At 63.8% G+C, this 19,333-nt stretch carries 17 protein-coding genes; 8 read left to right on the forward strand and 9 right to left on the reverse strand.

Going from position 1 to position 19,333, the window contains the following annotated elements; all coding sequences use genetic code 11:
* Window positions 1-475: 475 nt before the first annotated feature.
* Window positions 476-814 (forward strand): zinc ribbon domain-containing protein YjdM, encoded by a 339-nt coding sequence (locus QRN22_RS16035; RefSeq protein ID WP_042556186.1) that lies wholly within the window; start codon window positions 476-478, stop codon window positions 812-814.
* A 28-nt stretch (window positions 815-842) separates the two neighbouring features.
* Here QRN22_RS16035 and QRN22_RS16040 read toward each other — a convergent pair whose 3' ends face one another.
* A complete protein-coding gene (locus QRN22_RS16040; protein ID WP_082045905.1) occupies window positions 843-1,568 on the reverse strand; it encodes a hypothetical protein in 726 nt (241 codons plus the stop codon).
* A gap of 372 nt (window positions 1,569-1,940) precedes the next feature.
* On the opposite strand from QRN22_RS16040, the gene QRN22_RS16045 reads away from it, so the two are divergent.
* The gene (locus tag QRN22_RS16045) at window positions 1,941-2,858 is read left to right on the forward strand and encodes an ABC transporter substrate-binding protein (protein WP_052493860.1); all 918 of its coding nucleotides are present in this window, start codon (window positions 1,941-1,943) and stop codon (window positions 2,856-2,858) included.
* Window positions 2,859-3,420: 562 nt separating this feature from the next.
* Here the strand turns inward: QRN22_RS16045 and QRN22_RS16050 are convergent.
* Window positions 3,421-4,368 carry a DMT family transporter gene (locus QRN22_RS16050; protein ID WP_042556185.1) on the reverse strand — a complete coding sequence of 316 codons (948 nt, stop codon included), beginning with the start codon at window positions 4,366-4,368 and terminating at the stop codon, window positions 3,421-3,423.
* Window positions 4,365-5,006 carry a carbonate dehydratase gene (gene can, locus QRN22_RS16055; RefSeq protein WP_042556184.1) on the reverse strand — a complete coding sequence of 214 codons (642 nt, stop codon included), beginning with the start codon at window positions 5,004-5,006 and terminating at the stop codon, window positions 4,365-4,367. Before can ends, QRN22_RS16050 begins: the two co-directional genes overlap by 4 nt.
* Before the next feature lie 176 nt (window positions 5,007-5,182).
* On the opposite strand from can, the gene QRN22_RS16060 reads away from it, so the two are divergent.
* Window positions 5,183-5,434 carry a hypothetical protein gene (locus QRN22_RS16060; protein ID WP_042556183.1) on the forward strand — a complete coding sequence of 84 codons (252 nt, stop codon included), beginning with the start codon at window positions 5,183-5,185 and terminating at the stop codon, window positions 5,432-5,434.
* Between the two features lie 4 nt (window positions 5,435-5,438).
* On the opposite strand, the gene rimI is transcribed toward QRN22_RS16060, so the two are convergent.
* The 3 genes from rimI to QRN22_RS16075 all read right to left on the reverse strand — a co-directional run bounded on the left by rimI (window position 5,439) and on the right by QRN22_RS16075 (window position 7,944).
* The gene (gene rimI, locus QRN22_RS16065) at window positions 5,439-5,891 is read right to left on the reverse strand and encodes a ribosomal protein S18-alanine N-acetyltransferase (protein WP_042556182.1); all 453 of its coding nucleotides are present in this window, start codon (window positions 5,889-5,891) and stop codon (window positions 5,439-5,441) included.
* Entirely contained in the window at window positions 5,888-6,697 is an 810-nt protein-coding gene (locus QRN22_RS16070) for an energy transducer TonB (RefSeq protein ID WP_156152791.1), read from the reverse strand. Before QRN22_RS16070 ends, rimI begins: the two co-directional genes overlap by 4 nt.
* A 116-nt stretch (window positions 6,698-6,813) precedes the next feature.
* Window positions 6,814-7,944: a lactonase family protein gene (locus QRN22_RS16075; RefSeq protein ID WP_042556181.1), complete on the reverse strand. Its 1,131-nt coding sequence runs from the start codon at window positions 7,942-7,944 to the stop codon at window positions 6,814-6,816.
* 174 nt (window positions 7,945-8,118) lie between these two features.
* Here QRN22_RS16075 and QRN22_RS16080 point away from each other — a divergent pair, with 174 nt between their 5' ends.
* On the forward strand, window positions 8,119-9,744 hold the full coding sequence (locus QRN22_RS16080) for a methyl-accepting chemotaxis protein (protein ID WP_042556180.1): 1,626 nt from the start codon (window positions 8,119-8,121) through the stop codon (window positions 9,742-9,744).
* Window positions 9,745-9,808: 64 nt separating this feature from the next.
* On the opposite strand, the gene QRN22_RS16085 is transcribed toward QRN22_RS16080, so the two are convergent.
* Window positions 9,809-10,699 (reverse strand): LysR family transcriptional regulator, encoded by an 891-nt coding sequence (locus tag QRN22_RS16085; RefSeq protein WP_082045897.1) that lies wholly within the window; start codon window positions 10,697-10,699, stop codon window positions 9,809-9,811.
* Window positions 10,700-10,804: 105 nt separating this feature from the next.
* Between QRN22_RS16085 and QRN22_RS16090 the strand changes: the two genes are divergently transcribed.
* From QRN22_RS16090 to QRN22_RS16100, 3 genes are read left to right on the forward strand one after another with little or no spacing between them, the layout of a single operon-like run.
* A complete protein-coding gene (locus QRN22_RS16090) occupies window positions 10,805-12,154 on the forward strand; it encodes an acyclic terpene utilization AtuA family protein (protein ID WP_082045896.1) in 1,350 nt (449 codons plus the stop codon).
* Window positions 12,154-12,477: an AtuA-related protein gene (locus QRN22_RS16095; RefSeq protein WP_042556178.1), complete on the forward strand. Its 324-nt coding sequence runs from the start codon at window positions 12,154-12,156 to the stop codon at window positions 12,475-12,477. The genes QRN22_RS16090 and QRN22_RS16095 overlap by 1 nt, the downstream gene beginning before the upstream one ends.
* A gap of 55 nt (window positions 12,478-12,532) precedes the next feature.
* Complete coding sequence (locus QRN22_RS16100) at window positions 12,533-13,840, forward strand: CitMHS family transporter (protein ID WP_042556177.1); 1,308 nt, start codon at window positions 12,533-12,535, stop codon at window positions 13,838-13,840.
* 1,362 nt (window positions 13,841-15,202) lie between these two features.
* Here QRN22_RS16100 and QRN22_RS16105 read toward each other — a convergent pair.
* Together QRN22_RS16105 and QRN22_RS16110 are read right to left on the reverse strand one after the other, a co-directional pair.
* Window positions 15,203-16,447: a saccharopine dehydrogenase family protein gene (locus QRN22_RS16105; protein WP_042556274.1), complete on the reverse strand. Its 1,245-nt coding sequence runs from the start codon at window positions 16,445-16,447 to the stop codon at window positions 15,203-15,205.
* Window positions 16,448-16,691: 244 nt separating this feature from the next.
* Window positions 16,692-17,789 carry a carboxynorspermidine decarboxylase gene (locus tag QRN22_RS16110; RefSeq protein WP_042556176.1) on the reverse strand — a complete coding sequence of 366 codons (1,098 nt, stop codon included), beginning with the start codon at window positions 17,787-17,789 and terminating at the stop codon, window positions 16,692-16,694.
* A 270-nt stretch (window positions 17,790-18,059) separates the two neighbouring features.
* Here QRN22_RS16110 and mksB point away from each other — a divergent pair, with 270 nt between their 5' ends.
* Window positions 18,060-19,304 (forward strand): Mks condensin complex protein MksB, encoded by a 1,245-nt coding sequence (gene mksB, locus QRN22_RS16115; protein ID WP_042556175.1) that lies wholly within the window; start codon window positions 18,060-18,062, stop codon window positions 19,302-19,304.
* Window positions 19,305-19,333: the final 29 nt, after the last annotated feature.

Genomic DNA, 19,333 nt, shown 5'->3' on the forward strand with positions numbered 1-19,333 from the left:
AGCGCCTCCACTGGCTATGCCGGCCCGCACGCTCGCGGCCCGGTGAATCATCGGCAGATGCAGCGCCCGATCCCGGATCAGACGGCTGCTACAGAGCCTGTTCACGCTTGGCGAGCTCGCGCCATACAAGGCGAAAATAATCGAGGAAGCGGCGTTTACGAACTGTAAGTCAGCATTCCGACTGGGCTGGCAATCCAGTTTGTTTTCAACGCCGCAGGGCCGAGGTGCCGCAGATCGTGAACAGGTCCTAACGGTTGGAGGTACCGAACTCGGCATGAGTTCGGGTTATCCGTGCGCGCTCTCGAACGCGCTGCGCCGACGAGCTTACCTGACAGGACGCAGCCCTTCGGATTCGTTGACAATTCGTCACAACCGGACAGGCAAGAACCCCGATCGTCTGCCGCGATCAACCGGCCACGGCTAAAACCCTATATAATCTGCGGCCTTTTTATCATTGGTCTCAGAAGGATCCCCCGTGAGCACGCTGCCACCCTGCCCCGCCTGCAACTCCGAATACACCTACGAAGACGGCACCCAACTGGTCTGCCCGGAATGCGCCCACGAATGGTCGGCCAATGCCAGCGAAGCGGCCGATGACGTCAAGGTGATCAAGGATTCGGTCGGCAATGTGCTGCAGGACGGTGACACCATCACCGTGATCAAGGACCTCAAGGTCAAGGGCTCGTCGCTGGTGGTCAAGGTCGGTACCAAGGTCAAGGGCATCCGCCTGGTCGATGGTGACCATAACATCGACTGCAAGATCGACGGGATCGGCGCGATGAAGCTCAAGTCCGAGTTCGTCAGAAAGGTCTGACCCGCTGAGCGCTCGCCGAGGCGAGCGCTCACTGCACCGGCAGGAAGTTCAGGAACATCAGGCTGTGGGCGTAGTTCACGCCGATACGCCGGTAGCGCTCGTCGAGCACGTCGCTGAGGTAATCCAGGCGCGCGACGATCTTGCCGAACTCCACGGCGAAGCTCAGGTTGCGCCCCTGCTCGGACAGCTCGTTGGACAACAGCAACGGATTGCCCTGGGCATCGCGCCGGGTCGCCAGCAGCCAGGTGGCCTTCTCGATATTGCGCGCAGCGTTGTGCACGAACTGCGCGTCGATGGTATCGGTGATGTAGAACTGGGTGTTGCCGCCATGGGCGGTGACCAGCATGCTGCCGATGGCATAGATGAACGCGCCGACCCTGTCTCCCTGAAACTCCGGGCTCAGCGCGTAGCTGAGGGCCACGATGTCCTGCCTGCCGTCCAGTGACGCCGGCGGCCTGCCCTGCTCGATGGCCTGCTGCACCGCACGCTGGGTGGCCTCACGATCACCGAGACCGCTCTTGCGCCATTCCCGTGGATTGCGCTGGTAAAGCTTGCCCATCACGCGGTAGAGGCTGTTCAGGTTGTTGCGCATGCCGATGGTGGCAAGGCGGTCGGAATGGGTCTGGAACAGTTCGCTGGGCGCTGCGGGCGAACTGTTGCTGAGGAAGGCGCGGTTGTCCTGGTTACGGGCGCAGCCCCCCAGAGAGAGCACCAGCACCAGCAGCATCACGCCCTGCCAGCGGGCGCTGCGCATAGACACGAAAAACGCCGCCAGCGTGGTGGCGGTACCCGTTTGGTAAGCTCGAGAGACGTGCGAGTAATCCATTAACTCACGATCCATCCTTCCGCAGATGACATAACAGTAGCAAGGTTCTGCATTTATGCCCGTTACGGCGCCGCGTCGAGACGCACGCCAGCCAACGACATAGACCCCCGAATATCGTGCAAAGTTTTCCAGCACCTGAAATTAGCCTTACAAAGCCCGAGGTAAAAGGCCTGCGCTGCGCTGCGTTTGCAATCTTTACCCGTTGAGAAAGCTTCTCGATCAGCCTCGAATGCTATGGTCCCCGCCCTGAGGATGACGGCACGTCAGCCGCGATCCATCACGACAAGGAGCATCATCGAGGTGAAGAAGGTCACTCTGTTTACACTGCTCGCCCTGGCCATCGCCGGTTGCAGCCACGACACCCAGCAACGCGCCAGCACCGTCAGCGTTGCCCAGGCCGACGGGCAGGTCGACGTCGCTCGCGACCCACAACGGGTGGTCAGTTTCGATTACGGCAGCTACGACACCTTGATCGCCCTGGGCGTCGGTGATCGCGTGGTGGCGACGCCTGCCAGCGTGCCGCCCTATCTGGCCGACAAGGCCGGCAAGCTGCGCGACGCCGGTGGCATGAAGACCCCGGACGTGAACACGGTACGCGCCCTTCAGCCGCAACTGATCCTGATCACCGGGCGTCAGGGCGAAAGTCGCGATGCGCTGCAGCAGGTGGCACCGACTCTGGACATGGGCATCACCGCAGGGGACTACTTCGCGGGGGTGGCTCATAACGTCAATCTGCTCGCGCAGCTCTTCGACAAATCCGCCGAGGCGCAGCAGGCGCTCGCCGCACTGCGCAGCAAAGCCGACAAGGCGCGCGACGTCGTCGCAGCCTCGAACAAGCGCACGCTGGTGCTGACCCACAACGATGGCCGCTTCTCGCCGACCGAGCAACCGGTGATCTATTCGCTGTTGCAGGCCCAGCGCACCCTGCCCGCACCCGCACCGCAGGCACCCGGCGCGCCTCGCCAACGCCCGCAAGCGGTCACCGCGCAGACCATCGCCGCCGCCAACCCGGAAGTGATCTTCATCATCGACCGCAGCGCGGCCATCGGTGCCACACCGCTGGATGTCGACACCCTGGCCCATTCGCCGCTCTCCACCACACCAGCTGCCCAGGCCAAGCGTATCGTCTACCTGGACCCGGCGCTCTGGTACCTCTCAGGCGGTGGTCTGCAGAGCCTGGACCTGCAGATCGACCAGGTGCTGGCGGCTTATCGCTGACAATGCCGGTGGGCTGAAGCCCACCCTACCCCTAGGTGCATCAACCGTAGGGTGGGGCTTTAGCCCACCAAAACCATTCAACCCCGATGGTGGCTGGAGGTCCAAAGCACGCGGTTCAGCACACCGGGCCGTGGCTTGTGGTGCTGCGCTGAAACCCACCCTACTCCCAGGGGCATAAACCGTAGGGTGGGGCTTTAGCCCACCAAAACCATTCAATCCCGATGGTGGCTGGAGGTCCAAAGCACGCGGATCAGTACCTCGGGCCGTGGGGTGTGGTGCTGCGCTGAAACCCACCTTACTCCCCAGGGCATAAGCCGTAGGGTGGCGCTTTAGCCCACCAAAACCATTCAACCCCGATGGTGGCTGGAGGTCCAAAGCATGCGGTTCAGTACCTCGGGCCGTGGCCTGTGGTGCTGCGCTGAAACCCACCTTACTCCCCAGGGCATAAGCCGTAGGGTGGCGCTTTAGCCCACCAAAACCATTCAACCCCGATGGTGGCTGGAGGTCCAAAGCATGCGGTTCAGTACCTCGGGCCGTGGCCTGTGGTGCTGGGTTTCCTCCCCTACGGCGCCGCGCGCGGTGCGTGATTGGTCGCCAGGGTCGAGCGTTTTGGCAGTGTGGCGAGGAGCAGGCCCGCGAAGATCATGGCGCCGCCCAGCCAGTGGAACAGTTGCAGGGCCTCGTTGAGCAGAATCCAGCCGAGAATCGCGGTAAACACCGGCATCAGGTAGTTGCCCATGGCCGCCGTCGAGGCACCGAGCACCTTCACGCCATGGTTCCAGCCCAGATACGCCACCAGCGAAGCGAACACCGCCGTGTAGGCGATGGCGGCGAGGTTGGCGGGAGTCGCCAGCAGTTGAGCGCCATTGGCCAGTTCGTAAAGGTACAGCGGCAGGATCAGCGGCACGCCGAGCAGCATGAAGGTGCCCAGCAGCGCCAGCGGCGGGATCGGCGCCAGGTAGGATGCCCAGCGGCGCAGCAGGACGGTGTAGAGCGCCCAGTCGAGCACCGCCAGCAACATGATCAGGTCGCCACGGTTGAACGCCAGCCCGGCCAGGGTCTGCCAGTCCCCCCGGCAGATCAGCACCAGCAGCCCCAGCACTGCCAGGGCCATGCCCCACCAGGCGCGGCGGGCTGGCCACTCGCCAAGCAGCAGCCCGGCGAAGATGAAGGTCACCAGCGGAATGCAGGTGTTGACCAGGGTGATGTTGATCGCGGCAGTGGTCTGCGCTGCGCTGTATAGAAAGGTGTTGTAGCCGGCGATGCCGAATGCGGCGATGACCAGCAGGCGCCAGCCGGCATGCCGCAGTGCCGCGCGATGACGCCACAACGGCAGCACCACGAACGGCAGCACGATGACCAGCGCCAGGCTCCAGCGCCAGAACGCCAGGGCCAGGGGCGGAATCTCTCCGGCGAAGGCTCGGGCCACCAAGGCATTGCCCGCCCAGCACAGCACCGCCACCAGCACACCGGCAATCGCCAGCTGGCGGGAGTGTCCCCCGCCACTCATGATTGCAAGGGGCGCAGACGGTACTGCTCGGGCAGTTGCTCGGCACCGGTGACGGTCACGTCGAGGTCTTTCCAGCGCCCATCCTTGAGGCCGTAGATGCAGCCGTGCACCGACAGCGGCTGACCACGGTGCCAGGCATTCTGGACGATGCTGGTGCGGCTGACGTTGGCCACCTGCTTCATCACGTTCAGTTCGCAAAGGCGATCGACCCGTGCTTCCTCGTCGGCCAGCGCAGCCAGGTGCTCGTGCTGCTCGTAATACAGGTCACGGATGTTGCGCAGCCAGCCATCGATGAGCCCGAACTGCGTGTCGTGCATGGCTGCGCGTACGCCGCCACAACCGTAGTGGCCGGTGACCAGCACATGTTTGACCTTGAGTACGTCGACCGCGTACTGGATGACCGACAGGCAGTTGAGGTCGGTGTGCAGCACGACGTTCGCCACATTGCGATGCACGAACAGCTCACCGGGCAGCAGCCCGACGATATCGTTGGCGGGCACGCGGGCGTCCGAACAGCCTATCCACAGATACTCGGGCGTCTGCTGGCGAGCCAGGCGGGGAAAGAAGTCCGGGTCGTTGTGGGTGATGTTTTCAGCCCAGCGCTCATTGTTGTCGAACAGGTGTTTCAGGTCGCTCATGCCGGTGGCTCGCGGAAAGATCGATGTGCACCATACGGATGCGCTGCCCTTTTTGACAAGGCGATTTCCACCCTGGCGCGTGCACCGAAGGCCACGGCGAGGCATACGAAACGCTGAATCTTTCAGCCGACAAGGCCGTCCACTGACTGTAGCCATCGACAGATCCGGAGTTCGTGATGACGGACAAACAGCTTGAAAACCGCGTGCCGCCAGTTGGCGAACCGCCCATTCTCTGGGACCGGGTGGAAGAGATTCCGCCGAGTCTGCGCGAAACAGGCCCTACCCGTACGCTCGCCAACCAGGGGGACGACGAGGCCCGGGAGACCGATGATCAGCGTGATGCCGTGCAGCCGCCGCCCCTATCGGATGAATACGACCTGAGCCTGGTCGATGACGAGCGCGAGCTGCGCCGTCAGGCACGCCGCTGAGCGATCACTCGACCAGCGTACAGGCCATCACCAGCGCGTCTTCGCGGCCGCCCGGCGCCGGGTAGTAATCGCGGCGCCGGCCGATCTCGTTGAAGCCGTAGCGCTCGTAAAGGCGGTAGGCGGCCTGATTGCTGGAGCGCACTTCGAGAAAGCATTCCCCCGCCTTGAGCTGAGCGGCACGCTCCATCAGATGCTCGAGCAGGCGCAGGCCCAGCCCACGGCCCTGGCTTTCCGGCTTGACGGTGATGTTGAGCAGATGCGCCTCGTCGATGATCACGTTGATCACCCCGTGGCCGACCTGCTGGCCACCTTCGAACATCAGCCAGACTTCGTAGGATTTCAGGCTGTCGAGGAAGATGCCGCGCGTCCAGGGATGACTGAAGGCCGCGTATTCGATCTTCAGCACGGCGTCGATATCCGCCTCGGTGGCCCGGCGGAAGGAGATCGCGTCACTCATGCCGATGCCTCCAGCCAGCGCCGCCGCACCCGCTGCATGGCCTGCCACAGCTCGCGCTTGCGCTGAGGCTCGTCCATCAGCAGTTCCAGGCCAGGGAGCGCCCAGGCGGCGCCCAACTCCTCGACCTGCAACTCGCGGTTGTAGGCCTCGGCGTCAGCGTCGCCGGCGAAACGAATCGCCGGCAGGCCGATCAGCCACAGGCAGGCGCAGGGCTCCTGCTCCTCCAGGCGCGCACCGATGAAGCTCTGCACGAAATCCAGGGCTGCCTGTGGCCCCTGATCCATATTGCCGCGCACCAGCAAGGGCCAGCGCACCGGTTCGCCAACGATCTGCGGGGCGTCCGGCAGGCCGGCGGCGCGCAACAGGTCCTTGAGCAGCAGATAGGCCGGATCGCGACTCTGGAACGGCTCGCCCGTGGGAAGCTCGACCAGCAGCGCACAGCTGCCGGCACGCAACAACTGCAAGGCGAAACGCGGTGGAGGAGCCGGGCGTTCTCGGGGCGGCGGCGCACTGACTTCAGCGGTCGCCGCGGGCTCACTGGCCTTGGCTGCAGAACCGGGTTTGGGCACCTCGATGCGTGGCCGCTCGCGAACCACCTCGTTGCCGGCGGGTGCCACCACTGGCGCGGCTACCGGTGCCTTGGCCTGCGGCTGTGGTGCCACGGCCACTTCAGGCTCCGGCTGTGGCTCGACAGCAACCAGCAACTCGGGCCGCGAAGGTGCCGCGAACGGCAGTTCGACACGGGGCAGCCAACTGGCCACTTGCATGGCATCCAGATAGGCGCGGCGTCGCAGCTCGGTGTTCAAACGTCAGGTACCCGGCACTTCGATTTTCGAGGGCGGTGATTGTCGCGTGAATCGCCTGCTGCGGGTAGCCCCAATGATCCAAAGGATCACCGAGGCGCCCTTGCCTGGCCGTGCGATCAGGGCCGCTGCAGGATCTCGATCCACAACGCGCCATCACCGGCTGGGGCCTCACCGACCCGCTTGAGGCTACCGTTCTCGCCAATCGCGTAGCTGCCCACGGTCTGGCTTTTCTCACCAGTCACCAGCAGCCACTTGCCGCTCGGAAAGAAGGCGATGTTGCGCGGCTGCTTTTCCTCGAGCGGGTAATTGCCGATGTAGCTCAGGCCACCGCTCCGTGGATCGACCTTGAAGGCCGAGACCGAACTGGTGGTGCGCTCGGTGATGTACAGCAGCGTGCCATCTGGCGACAGACGAATATCGGCAGCCCAGATACGGGGCGTTGGGTCATCCTTGAGGTCGTTGTTGGCCGCGCTGCGGGCCTCGCCCCGCGCCAGCCCCAGGCTCTCGGGAACGCCCTCGGCAAGGGCGACTTCCTTCAATGCGCCAGAGTCGGGATCGATGGCGTAGCCGGTGACGCTACCGCTGAGCTCACCGACCACATAGAGGAACTTGCCATTGGGTGAGAAGGCGATATGCCGTGGGCCGGTCTTCGCGGCGGTGCTGGCGAAGCCCTCACCGATGGGCGTCAGCGCGCCGGTTTGCTTGTCCTGGCTGAACTGCAGCACCTTGTCGACGCCCAGGTTGCCGGCGTAGACGAAGCGATCGCTGATGTCGCTGCGGATCGAGTGGGCGAACGGGCCGGTCTTGTAGACCTCGGCCTTTTCCGACACACGCTGCTCGGCATCGATGGCCTGAACGGTGAGTACCGCACCGCCATAGGACGCGCCCATCAGAAACCGCCCGCTGCGGTCGGTCGACAGGTACGCCAGGCTATCGGCCAACGGCGCCTGGCCGCGCTTGTGCAGGCGCCCGGTTTTGCCATCGATGCTGTACACCAGCACGGTGAACGGTGCGACGCGTTGTGCGGCGAAGAGCGTCTTGCCGTCCGGTGAAAGGGCCATCGGGTTGACCTTGTCCCCCGCCGCCGTTTGCTCGACGAGCGCGATGGCACCGTTGCTTTCGTCCAGGCGGTACTGGGAAATCAGGCCGTCATTGGGGCTGGAGATGTAGGCGAACGTGGTGGCGGCATGGACGGGTGCGGCAAGTGCCGAGGTCAGCGCAGCGGCAAGCAGGAGCGGCTTGAACATGATCGAGTGGCCTGTCTGTTGTGATTATTGTGGTCAGTCATCGTATGACTACATAATTATTACGGCAAGTGTAGAGCTACTGGACTCCCGCTGGCGTTGATGCTCAAGCCCGACAGGCGGCAGCCGATACGCTCAAAGAATTACAACAATATCTGCCCGAACAACGAGGCTTTCATGTCATTACGCAATTTGAACATTGCTCCTCGAGCTGCCCTTGGATTTGCCTTGATCGCGCTGATGGTGGCTTTCCTCGGCATTTTCTCGCTGATCACCATGTCGAGCATTCGCGACCGGGCGTCCACCATCGAGACCGACTGGGTGCCCAGCATCCGTACCGTCGATACCATTCGCGAAAACATGCTGCGCATCCGCACCATTTCCTTGCGCGTGGCACTCGACCCCGATCCCAAGAACATCGACACCTACGTCGGCCAGTACGAAGCGCGCAACAAGGTCCTGATGCAGAACATCCAGGACTTCGAGCCCTTCGTCGACACACCGGACGAACAGCGGATCTACGACCAGTTTCGCAAGGACTTCGCCGCGTATCAGCGGGGCATGGGTGAATCCTTCGTGCTGGCGCGCAGCGGCGATCGGCAAGCACTGAACAAGCTGTTACTGGTGGACATGAAACCGGTCGTCGATGGCACCGGGGCACAACTCGCCGAGCTGGGAGAGATTTACGGCAAGGGCATCGAAAACGAAGGCAAGGTCTCGGCCGAGGAATATGCCCAGTCGCGGCTGGTGGTCATCGCCGTGATTCTGCTCGCCGCTCTGGTGACCGTACTGCTGGCCTGGTTGCTGACGCGCAGCATCGTCGGGCCGCTGAAGAACGCCGTACAGGCGGCGCAGCACGTGGCCGACGGCGACCTGACCAAGCGCATCGAAGTCGACGGCCGTGACGAAGTCAGCCAGTTGCAGACCTCGCTGGCGCAGATGCAACAGCGCTTGCGCGAGACCCTGGCAGAGATTTCCGGCTCCTCGACTCAGCTGGCAGCGGCTGCCGAAGAGCTCAACATGGTGACCGAGGAAGCCGGTCGCGGGCTGCAGCAGCAGAACGACGAGATCGAACAGGCCGCCACCGCCGTCAATGAGATGAGCGCGGCGGTGGATGAAGTCGCACGCAACGCGGTATCGACCTCGGAGGCCTCGAAGGCGTCCAACCAGTCGGCCCAGGTCGGCCAGACCCGGGTATCGGAAACCATCGCGGCCATCAGCGGCCTGTCCGGGGAAGTGGAAGGCACCTCCACACTGGTGCAGCGCGTAGCCGAGCAATCCCAGGAAATCGGCAAGGTGCTGGACGTGATTCGCGCCATCGCCGAGCAGACCAACCTGCTGGCGCTCAATGCCGCCATCGAAGCGGCACGTGCCGGTGAGTCCGGGCGCGGCTTCGCGGTAGTGGCCGATGAAGTACGGGCGCTGGCCCACCGTACGCAAAACTCCACCCAGGAAATCGAGCAGATGGTTTCCAGCATGCGTACCGGCGCCAGCCAGGCGCTTACCTCCATGCAGTCCAGCACCAGCAGGGCTCGCGAGACCCGTGAGCTGGCACAGAGCGCCGGCACGGCGTTGAACGACATCACCAACGGGATCAGCGAGATGTACGAACGCAACCTGGTGATCGCCAGCGCGGCGGAGGAGCAAGCTCAGGTGGCCCGCGAAGTCGACCGCAACCTGGTGAACATCCGAGACCTGTCGGTACAGTCCGCCACGGGCGCCCACCAGACCAGCGCATCCAGCCATGAGCTGTCCCGCCTGGCGGCGGACCTCAGCCGCCTGGTCGGGCGCTTCAGCGTCTGAGCAAAACCTGAGTCAGAGAAAGGATCGCCGCGGCGATCCTTTTTTCATTCAGGGCAGGCGTCGATCAAGCGGTCGCACCCGCCTGCTGCTTGAGCAGGCTGACGAAAGCCTGGGCCGGTGGGCTCAGGTAGCAGGGTTTGCGTTGCAGCACGCCAATGCCACGGGGCGGTGCAGCCGGCAGCGGATGGACGGACAGGCTGCCATCGCCATTGAAGGTGTCGGCCACGCTCGCCGGCAGCAACGCATAGCCCAGCCCTGCCCGCGCCAATGCGGCTGCGCTGCTCATGTAGGCGACCTCCCACGCTGGCTCGCGCAGCAGGCCCATGCGTTCGAGAGTCTGGTCGGCCATGGTGCGCAGGCTGGTATCCCGGGTAGTGGCCACGTAATCGAGAGCCTGCAGGGCGGCCACCAATTTTGCGCCACGCAGCCTGGCCAGGCCTCGCACCAGCAGCACCAGGCTGTCGTCGTAGAGGGGCTGAAAATCCAGCACACCGGGCTCGTCCGCCACCGAGGTGATGGCGAAGTCCACTTCGGCGTTGCTCACCCACTGACGGATTTCCCCGGCGCGGCCATCGCGCAGGCTGATCTCGATCCCGGGATAGCGCTGGCGATAGTCGACCAGCACCCGGGGCAGCGGCTCGATGGCGACCGAGGGCAACACCGCGATACGCAGCGAACCGCTCTGCAAATGCAACTGTTCGTGGGCGTCGTGCACCGCGTTGTGCATGTCGCGCAGCAAGCGGCGGGCCTGTTCGAGAAAACGCACCCCGGCCTCGGTCAGCTCCACGCTGCGGGTGTTGCGCGCGAACAGCGACAGCCCCAGCGCCTCCTCGAGCTTGCGCAGGCTGTAGCTCAGAGCCGGTTGCGACAGATGGATCTGCTCGGCAGCGCGACTGAAGCTGCGCTGCTCGGCGATCAGCACGAAGGCTTGAAGCTGGCGAAAGCTGATATCCATGGCCACTGCTTTTATAAAATTAACTTATCAATTGATATCACATTTCGAATTCACAACTAAATCCAGACGCTGCAGGCTGACACCCGACCTCGACCTGGATCAATAATGATGACAACAGTCCATATCGGTTGCGGGGCAGGCTTCGCCAACGATAGACCCGATGCCGCCCTGGCGCTGGCGAGCGATCTGGCCGCTCGTGACGGCCGCCGCTTCCTGTTCTTCGAACTGCTCGCCGAACGCACCCTGGCCGAGGCGCAGCTTCGTCGCCTGGCTGACGCGGAAAGCGGCTACGCCACCCGCCTATTCGACTTTCTCGAGCCTGTGCTGGATATCTGCCTGGCTGCCGGCATCCCGATCATCACCAATGGCGGCGCGGCCAATCCCAGCGCTGCGGCCCGGCGCCTGCGCAAGCAACTGCAGGCTGGCCGCTTCGCAGCGGCGCGAATTGCCTGCGTACTGGGTGACGATCTGCTCGGGTCGGGCGAGGTGCTACGACGCTGGCTGCCAGAGACACTCGACGGCGAGGTGGTGTCGGTCAACGTCTACACCGGTGCCGATGGCATCGCCCAGGCCCTCGACGAAGGTGCCGACATCGTCCTTTGCGGGCGCGTGGCCGACCCAAGCCTGGCGGTTGGCCCGCTACGCCATGCCTTCGGCTGGCAGGCCGAGGATTGGGACCGCATTGCCCTGGCCACTGCGGTTGGCCATTTGCTGGAATGCTGCACCCAGGTCAGCGGTGGCTACTTCGCCCATCCGGGCCTCAAGGATGTGCCGGATCTGGCCAACGTCGGTTGCCCGATCGCCAGCGTCCAGGCCGACGGCCGTGTGACCATCGGCAAAGCCGCCGGCACCGGTGGCTGCGTCAGCGAACGCACGGTCAAGGAGCAGTTGCTCTATGAAGTCCATGACCCCGCTGCCTACCTGACCCCGGACGTGACTCTCGACCTGAGCCAGGCAACAGTTCGGCAGGTCGGTCCTGATCGTGTAGAGGTAGAAGGCATACGCGGTCATCCACGCCCCGCCGAACTGAAAGGGCTGGTCGGTCTGCGTGGCAACTGGTTCGCCGAGGCGGAAATCTCTTACGCAGGGCCCGGCGCCCTCGCCCGCGCCGCCCTGGCCCGGGACATTCTGCTGCAGCGCTGCGCCCGCCTGGCGCCGCGGCTCACGCCCTGGATCGATCTGATTGGGGTCGCCAGCCTGTTCAACGACGCGCGAGGCGAGTGGCTGCAGCAGCGCCTGGCCAACGCAGCGGACCCGCAGGATGTGCGCCTGCGCATCAGCTTCGTCGACCACGACAGGGCACTGCTGGAAAACCTTCTGCTCGACGCCGAGTCGCTCTACACCAACGGCCCGGCGGGCGGCGGCGGTGTGCGCCGGCATCTGAGCGAATCCCTGGGCACGGCGAGTTTCTTAATCCCACGCACCGCGGTGCAGCAACAGGTGGAGTGGTTCTGATGAGCGATACGGTATTGCTATGCGATTACGCCCACGCTCGCGCAGGCGACAAGGGCAACATCCTCAGCGTGGCAGTGTTCGCCTATGACCCGGCGCATTACGCCTGGCTGGTCGCCGAGCTGACCAGCGAACGCGTGGCGGGCTGCCTGGCCCACCGGCGGATCGGCAGCGTACGCCGTTATGAGCTGCCGAACCTGGGCGGCCTCAACTTCGTGGTGGAAAACGCCCTGGAGGGCGGCGTCAACGCCAGCCCCGGCATCGACCGGCATGGCAAGAGCCTCAGCTATGCCCTGCTTGACCTGAGGCTTCCCACGCCCTCCTGAGCTCACCCAACGCCAGACCCGCGACTCCAACAATAATAAAACCGGAGAGATCGTCATGATCACCGCACTCGGTTTCACCCTGATGTTCGCCATCGTCATCCTGATTCTGATGCGCCGCATCACCCCGCTGGTGGCCTTCGTCACACTGCCGGTCATCGCTTGCCTGCTGGCCGGTTTCGCGCCCGCGCAAATCGGCACGTTCATCACCGAAGGGCTGAAGACCGTGGCGCCTACAGCCACGCTGTTCATCTTCGCCATTCTGTATTTCGGCATCATGCGTGATCGTGGTCTGTTCGACCCGCTGGTGCGTTTCCTGCTCAAAAGCACCAAGGGTCGTCCGCTGGCGGTCGCCATCGTTACCGTCGCGGTGACGGCGGTCACTCATCTGGACGGCATCGGCGCCGCCACCTTTCTGCTGGTGATTCCCGCCTTGCTGCCGCTGTACCTGCGCCTGGGCATGAGCCGGCAGATGCTGCTCTGCCTGGTGGTGCTCAGCGCCGGGGTGATGAACATGGTGCCCTGGGGCGGCACCACCACGCGCGCTGCCGCGGTGTCCGGGCTGGATGCCTCGCAGCTGTGGATATCGCTGATCCCGATCCAGGCCATCGGCCTTGCTCTGGTGATGTCGCTGGCGGTATTTCTCGGCCTGCGCGCGCAACGCAGCTTCGCCGCCAGCGGTGGTGTGATCGATGACAGCGAACCGGCCGACGCGCCGCTGCCCGACACCTCGCAGATGCTGCCCCCCAATACCTGGCTCTATTGGGCCAATCTGGCGCTGACCGCGGGCATCCTGGCCTGCCTGTTCACCGGTGCTTTCCCGCTGTTCGCCTGTTTCATGGTCGGCCTGGGGGTGGCGTTACTGCTCAACTATCCAAGCCTGGACGAACAGAACCGCGCCCTGCGCGCACACGCCACCGATGCCATGCAAATGGCCCTGGTGATGCTCGCTGCCGGCATCCTGCTCGGGGTACTGGCCGGTGCCGGCATGTCCGATGGCATGGCCCACTGGATGATCAACGTGCTGCCCGAAGGCTCGGCCAACTGGATTCACGTGATCATCGGCGCTTTCGGCGTGCCGCTGGGCATGCTGTTCTCGCCGGATGCTTACTACTTCGCACTGCTGCCCGTGATTCGTGATGTCGCGGTAGCGGCTGGCGTCGACCCGGCCGCCGTGGCCAGTGCCATGCTGATCGGCGAAAACACCGGCTTCGGCGTCAGCCCGGTGGTACCCAGCGTGTACCTGGCCATCGGCCTGGCCGGTGTCGAGCTGTACAAGCACATCCGTTACACCGTGCTGTGGGCCTGGGGCATCAGCCTGATCATGCTGGCCTCGGCGGTGCTGCTGGGGGTGGTGACGGTCTGAGCGAGCCCGCGCGAAGCCGTAGACGCCCGCTTGCGGGCGGTGCGATGGCGGGCATTGCCTTTATCTGCGCCATGGCCACCATTCGCCGGCAAGCCGGCTCCTACAGGATCACGGTGATCGTGCCAAGCGTAGGAGCCCGCTTGCGGGCGATGCGATGGCGGGCATTGCCGGTATCCGCGCCATGACCACCATTCGCCGGCAAGCCGGCTCCTACGGATCACGGTGATCTTGCTATGCGTAGGAGCCCGCTTGCGGGCGATGCGATGGCGGGCATTGCCGGTATCTGCGCCATGGCCGCCATTCGCCGGCAAGCCGGCTCCTACAGATCAAGGTGATCTTGCTACGCGTAGGAGCCCGCTTGCGGGCGATGCGATGGCGGGCATTGCCGGTATCTGCGCCATGGCCGCTATTCGCCGGCAAGCCGGCTCCTACAGATCAAGGTGATCTTGCTACGCGTAGGAGCCCGCTTGCGGGCGGTGCGATGGCGGGCATTGCCTTTATCTGCGCCATGGCCACCATTCGCCGGCAAGCCGGCTCCTACAGGATCACGGTGATCGTGCCAAGCGTAGGAGCCCGCTTGCGGGCGATGCGATGGCGGGCATTGCCGGTATCCGCGCCATGGCCACCATTCGCCGGCAAGCCGGCTCCTACAGATCACGGTGATCTTGCTACTCGTAGGAGCCCGCTTGCGGGCGATGCGATGGCGGACTTTGCCGGTAGTTGCGCCATGGCCACCATTCGCCGGCAAGCGGGCTCCTACAGATCACGGTGATCGTGCCACCCGTAGGAGCCCGCTTGCGGGCGATGCGATGGCGGCCTTTGCCGGTAGTTGCGCCATGGCCGCCATTCGCCGGCAAGCCGGCTCCTACAGATCAAGGTGATCGTGCTGCGCGTAGGAGCCCGCTTGCGGGCGATGCGGTGGCGGCCTTTGCCAGTATCCGCGCCATGGCCACCATTCGCCGGCAAGCCGGCTCCTACAGATCACGGTGATCTTGCTATGCGTAGGAGCCCGCTTGCGGGCGATGCGATGGCGGGCTTTGCCGGTATCTGCGCCACCATTCGCCGGCAAGCCGGCTCCTACAGATCACGGTGATCGTGCTGCGCGTAGGAGCCCGCTTGCGGGCGATGCGGTGGCGGGCATTGCCGGTAGTTGCGCCATGGCCACTATTCGCCGGCAAGCCGGCTCCTACAGATCACGGTGATCTCGCCACCCGTAGGAGCCCGCTTGCGGGCGATGCGATGTCGGGATTTGCCGGTAGTTGCGCCATGGCCACCATCGCCGGCATGCGAGTTCTCACCCGCATGGAAATGAAAAAGGACCGCCGAGGCGATCCTTTTTTGCAGCGAGTGTGCAAACACGTCTTACAGGGACTGATCCCACGGGCGGTCGCCGTGCTCATCCTTGATGCGCGTCGGCAGGCCCATCACGTCCAGCGCCTTGAGGAACGGCTGGGCTGGAAGCTCTTCGACGTTGACCATGCGCTGCACGTCCCACTCGCCACGGGCAACCAGCAGGGCTGCCGCCACCGGTGGTACACCTGCGGTGTAGGAGATGCCCTGGCTGTCGGTCTCGGCATAGGCTTCTTCGTGGTCGGCCACGTTGTAGATGAACACTTCGCGCGGCTTGCCATCCTTGGTGCCTTTCACCAGATCACCGATGCAGGTCTTGCCGGTGTAGCCCGGCGCCAGCGAGGCGGGATCTGGCAGCACGGCCTTGACCACTTTCAGCGGCACGACTTGCAAGCCTTCTGCCGTGGTTACCGGTTGCTCGGAGAGCAGGCCAAGGTTCTTCAGTACGGTGAATACGTTGATGTAGTGCTCGCCGAAGCTCATCCAGAAACGCACGTTGGGCACGTTCAGGTTCTTGGAGATCGAGTGCACTTCATCGTGACCGGTCAGGTACAGGTTCTGCTCGCCGACGACGGGCAGGTCATCGGTACGCTTGACCTCGAACATGGTGTTGGTCGTCCACTGGCTGTTCTGCCAGCTGTAGACCTGTCCGGTGAATTCGCGGAAATTGATTTCCGGGTCAAAATTGGTGGCGAAATACTTGCCGTGGGAGCCAGCATTGACGTCGAGGATGTCGATCGACTCGATCTTGTCGAAATGCTCTTGCTGGGCCAGTGCCGCATAGGCGTTGACCACACCCGGGTCGAAGCCCACGCCGAGAATGGCGGTGACGTTCTTCTGCTGGCATTCCTCGAGGTGTTTCCACTCGTAGTTGCCATACCAGGGCGGAGTTTCGCAGATCTTGCCCGGTTCTTCGTGAATGGCGGTGTCCAGATAGGCAACGCCGGTATCGATGCAGGCACGCAGCACCGACATGTTGAGGAAGGCGGAACCGACGTTGATGACGATCTGCGATTCGGTCTCGCGGATCAGCGTCTTGGTCGCCTCGATGTCCAATGCGTCAAGCGCGAATGCCTTGATCTCGGCCGCCTGTTTCAGGCTGCCCTTGGCATGCACGCTGTCGATGATGGCCTGGCATTTGGAGATGTTCCGTGACGCGATGGCAATACGACCGAGTTCGTCGTTGTGCTGCGCGCACTTGTGGGCCACCACCTTGGCGACACCTCCTGCACCAATGATAAGAACGTTCTTCTTCAATTGTTTCACCTCCAGATACTGCATGTGTTGAGAAAGTTACTGCGCTATCACAAGCCAACTCACGCCTGAGTACGGCGCTGAAAGCCATTCGATCCGGTGGGCTGAAGCCCACCCTACCCCGCACATCGCGGTATCACTACAGGTGACTCGTAGGGTGGACGTCGCTTCATCCGTCCACCAAACACGGTGTCCAAAAGAGCGTTGGCCACGCGCCCCGGCCCCCCCTACGCCCACATTGCGGCTGTTATGAAAGGCTCGACAGGTAGTCGTCGAAACCGAACTCGCGCACCACCTCGACACTGCCGTCGAGCTGCTTCACCACGATGGCCGGCATCTTCAGGCCGTTGAACCAGTTCTTCTTGACCATGGTGTAACCCGCCGCGTCGACGAACGACAGGCGATCGCCGATCTGCAGGGGCTTGGCGAACTGGTACTCGCCGAAGATATCGCCGGCCAGGCAGGATTTACCGCACACCATGTAGGTGTGCTCACCCTCGCTGGGCGCCAGTTTGGCGTTGAGGCGATAGATCAGCAGGTCGAGCATGTGCGCTTCGATGGAGCTGTCGACCACGGCCAGGTGCTTGCCGTTGTAGAGCGTGTCGAGCACGCTGACTTCCAGCGATGCGCTGCCGGTGATGGCCGCTTCGCCTGGTTCCAGATAGACCTGCACGCCATACTTCTCGGAGAACGCCTTGAGGCGCGCGCAGAAGGCGTCCAGTGCATAACCTTCGCCGGTGAAATGAATGCCGCCACCGAGGCTGACCCACTCGACCTTGTGCAGCAGGTGGCCGAAGCGCTCTTCGATGTGCGAAAGCATCGTGTCGAACAGGCCGAAGTCGCCGTTCTCGCAGTTGTTGTGGAACATGAAGCCGGAGATCCGATCGATCACCGCTTCGATCTTCGCCGGATCCCACTCGCCCAGGCGGCTGAACGGGCGCGCCGGGTCGGCCAGCAGATAATCCGAGCTGCTCACCTGCGGGTTCACGCGCAGGCCACGCACCTTGCCTTCGGACTGTTCGGCGAAGCGCTCGAGCTGACCGATGGAGTTGAAGATGATCTTGTCGCAGTTGGCCAGCATCTCCTCGATCTCATCGTCGGCCCAGGCCACGCTGTAGGCGTGGGTCTCGCCGGCGAACTTCTGGCGACCGAGCTTGAGCTCGTAGAGCGAGCTTGATGTGGTGCCGTCCATGTACTGCTGCATCAGGTCGAAGACCGACCAGGTGGCGAAGCACTTGAGCGCCAGCAGCGCCTTGGCACCGGAGTGTTCACGCACGTAGGCGATCTTCTCCATGTTGCCCAGCAGCTTCTGTTTGTCGATGAGGTAGTACGGCGTTTTGATCATTGCGCAGTCCGTAATAAAGGTCGGCCAACAGGAGCCCGCCAGCCTCCTGAAAAAAGCGGACGCGAATTGTGCCGACAACCGCCACAGATCGAAAGGCCGCTGAGCATATTTTGTCCATTTGCGGATATTTCAGGCCGCGAACCGATCAGCGTCCAACGCGCTATTCGCCGCCGAGCATGCCCATCGGCGATGACGACCGCGTGACAATGCAGCGGCATGCCGCTTTCCCGTACAATTGGCGTTTTTTCGAAATCGAGCGACCGCCCCGCGATGATCGACCCCAAACGCGTATTGCGCGCCCTAGCCGAGCACTGGGCGCTGCTCGAACCGCTCTGTGAAAGCTTCGATAGCGGCACCCTGAGCCTGGTCGAGCTGCGCAAGCAGCTTACCGCCCAGTTGCCGCCGCAAAGTACCGCGGTGGACGTCACTGCCCTGCTCGACCAGTGGATCCGTCTGGATATTCTGGTACCAGTGGCCAAGAGCCCCAACCGTTTCGAGCTCAACGCGCAGATTCACGACTTTCTAGCCTACCTGCGCCGCGAGCACCGCCTCGGCCTGTGCCTGGAAATCGAAGCCTACCTGCGCCACCTCGAGCGCCTGGCCGGCTACATCCAGGACGCCTTCGAGATACGCGACGGCAACGATCTGGCCCGCCAGTTGCGCCTGCTCGACATGCGCGTGCGAGACGTTCTGAAGAAGCTGGGCAACGATGAACAGGCGCTGATGGGCGTGGCCGAACGGGCCAAGACCAGCGACCGGCAGATCCCCCTGCGCCAGCGCTACGCCGAAGTGCTGGCCACCTGGGACGAGTACGTCGAGCCGATGATCCAGTTGGTCGCCGCCGACGGCGCCTTCGAGCAGGGTGTGCGCCGTGTCGAGCAGGTGCTGCTCAAGCTGCTCGGCGAACAGCAGCGCCTCGGCCAACTGGTCGATGATGACCTGCTGCTGCGTACCCATGCCCGTATTCTGGAAATGCAGACCACCGCCCAGTTGACCCTGCGCAAGGCCCGCGAGCTGCTGCTGCCGCTGCGCGAAGAGGCACGCCGGCACAACGCCGTGACCCGCGGTGCGGCGCTGGCCCTGTCGGTGATCCGCAAGAAGGGCATCGAGGCGGTGCCGCAGGCTGCGATGCCGATGTTCACCCGCCCGCAGAGCAACTTCCTCGGCAGCGCGTCCCAGGTCGAGGCCTATGTGTATGCACTGGCTCGCTTCGAGGCCAAGCCCAATCATTTCCCGAAGGCCAGCGGCAAGCGCAAGGGCGACAGCCCACGGGCACCGAAAACCGCACGGGAAATGATCGACCGCTGCGAGCAGTCGCTGCCGCTGCCGGACCTGATGACCTGGCTGCTGGAACAGGAGCCCGAGGGCGCCACCGACGAACTGCTCTACTGGTTCTCGCGCCTGTCGCGCGAAGGCCGCTTCCAGCGCGATCGCCTGGAGCGCCAGGTCTACCTGACCCGCGAGCACGAGATCAGCCTCGCGTCCTTCGCCCTGGTGGGCCGGCCAAGTGCCTGATTTTTACGTAGGGTGGACCGGGGCGCGCG

Origin of the sequence: Pseudomonas sp. MEJ086, from assembly GCF_030209025.1 — a bacterium.
Classification (GTDB): domain Bacteria; phylum Pseudomonadota; class Gammaproteobacteria; order Pseudomonadales; family Pseudomonadaceae; genus Aquipseudomonas; species Aquipseudomonas fulva_A.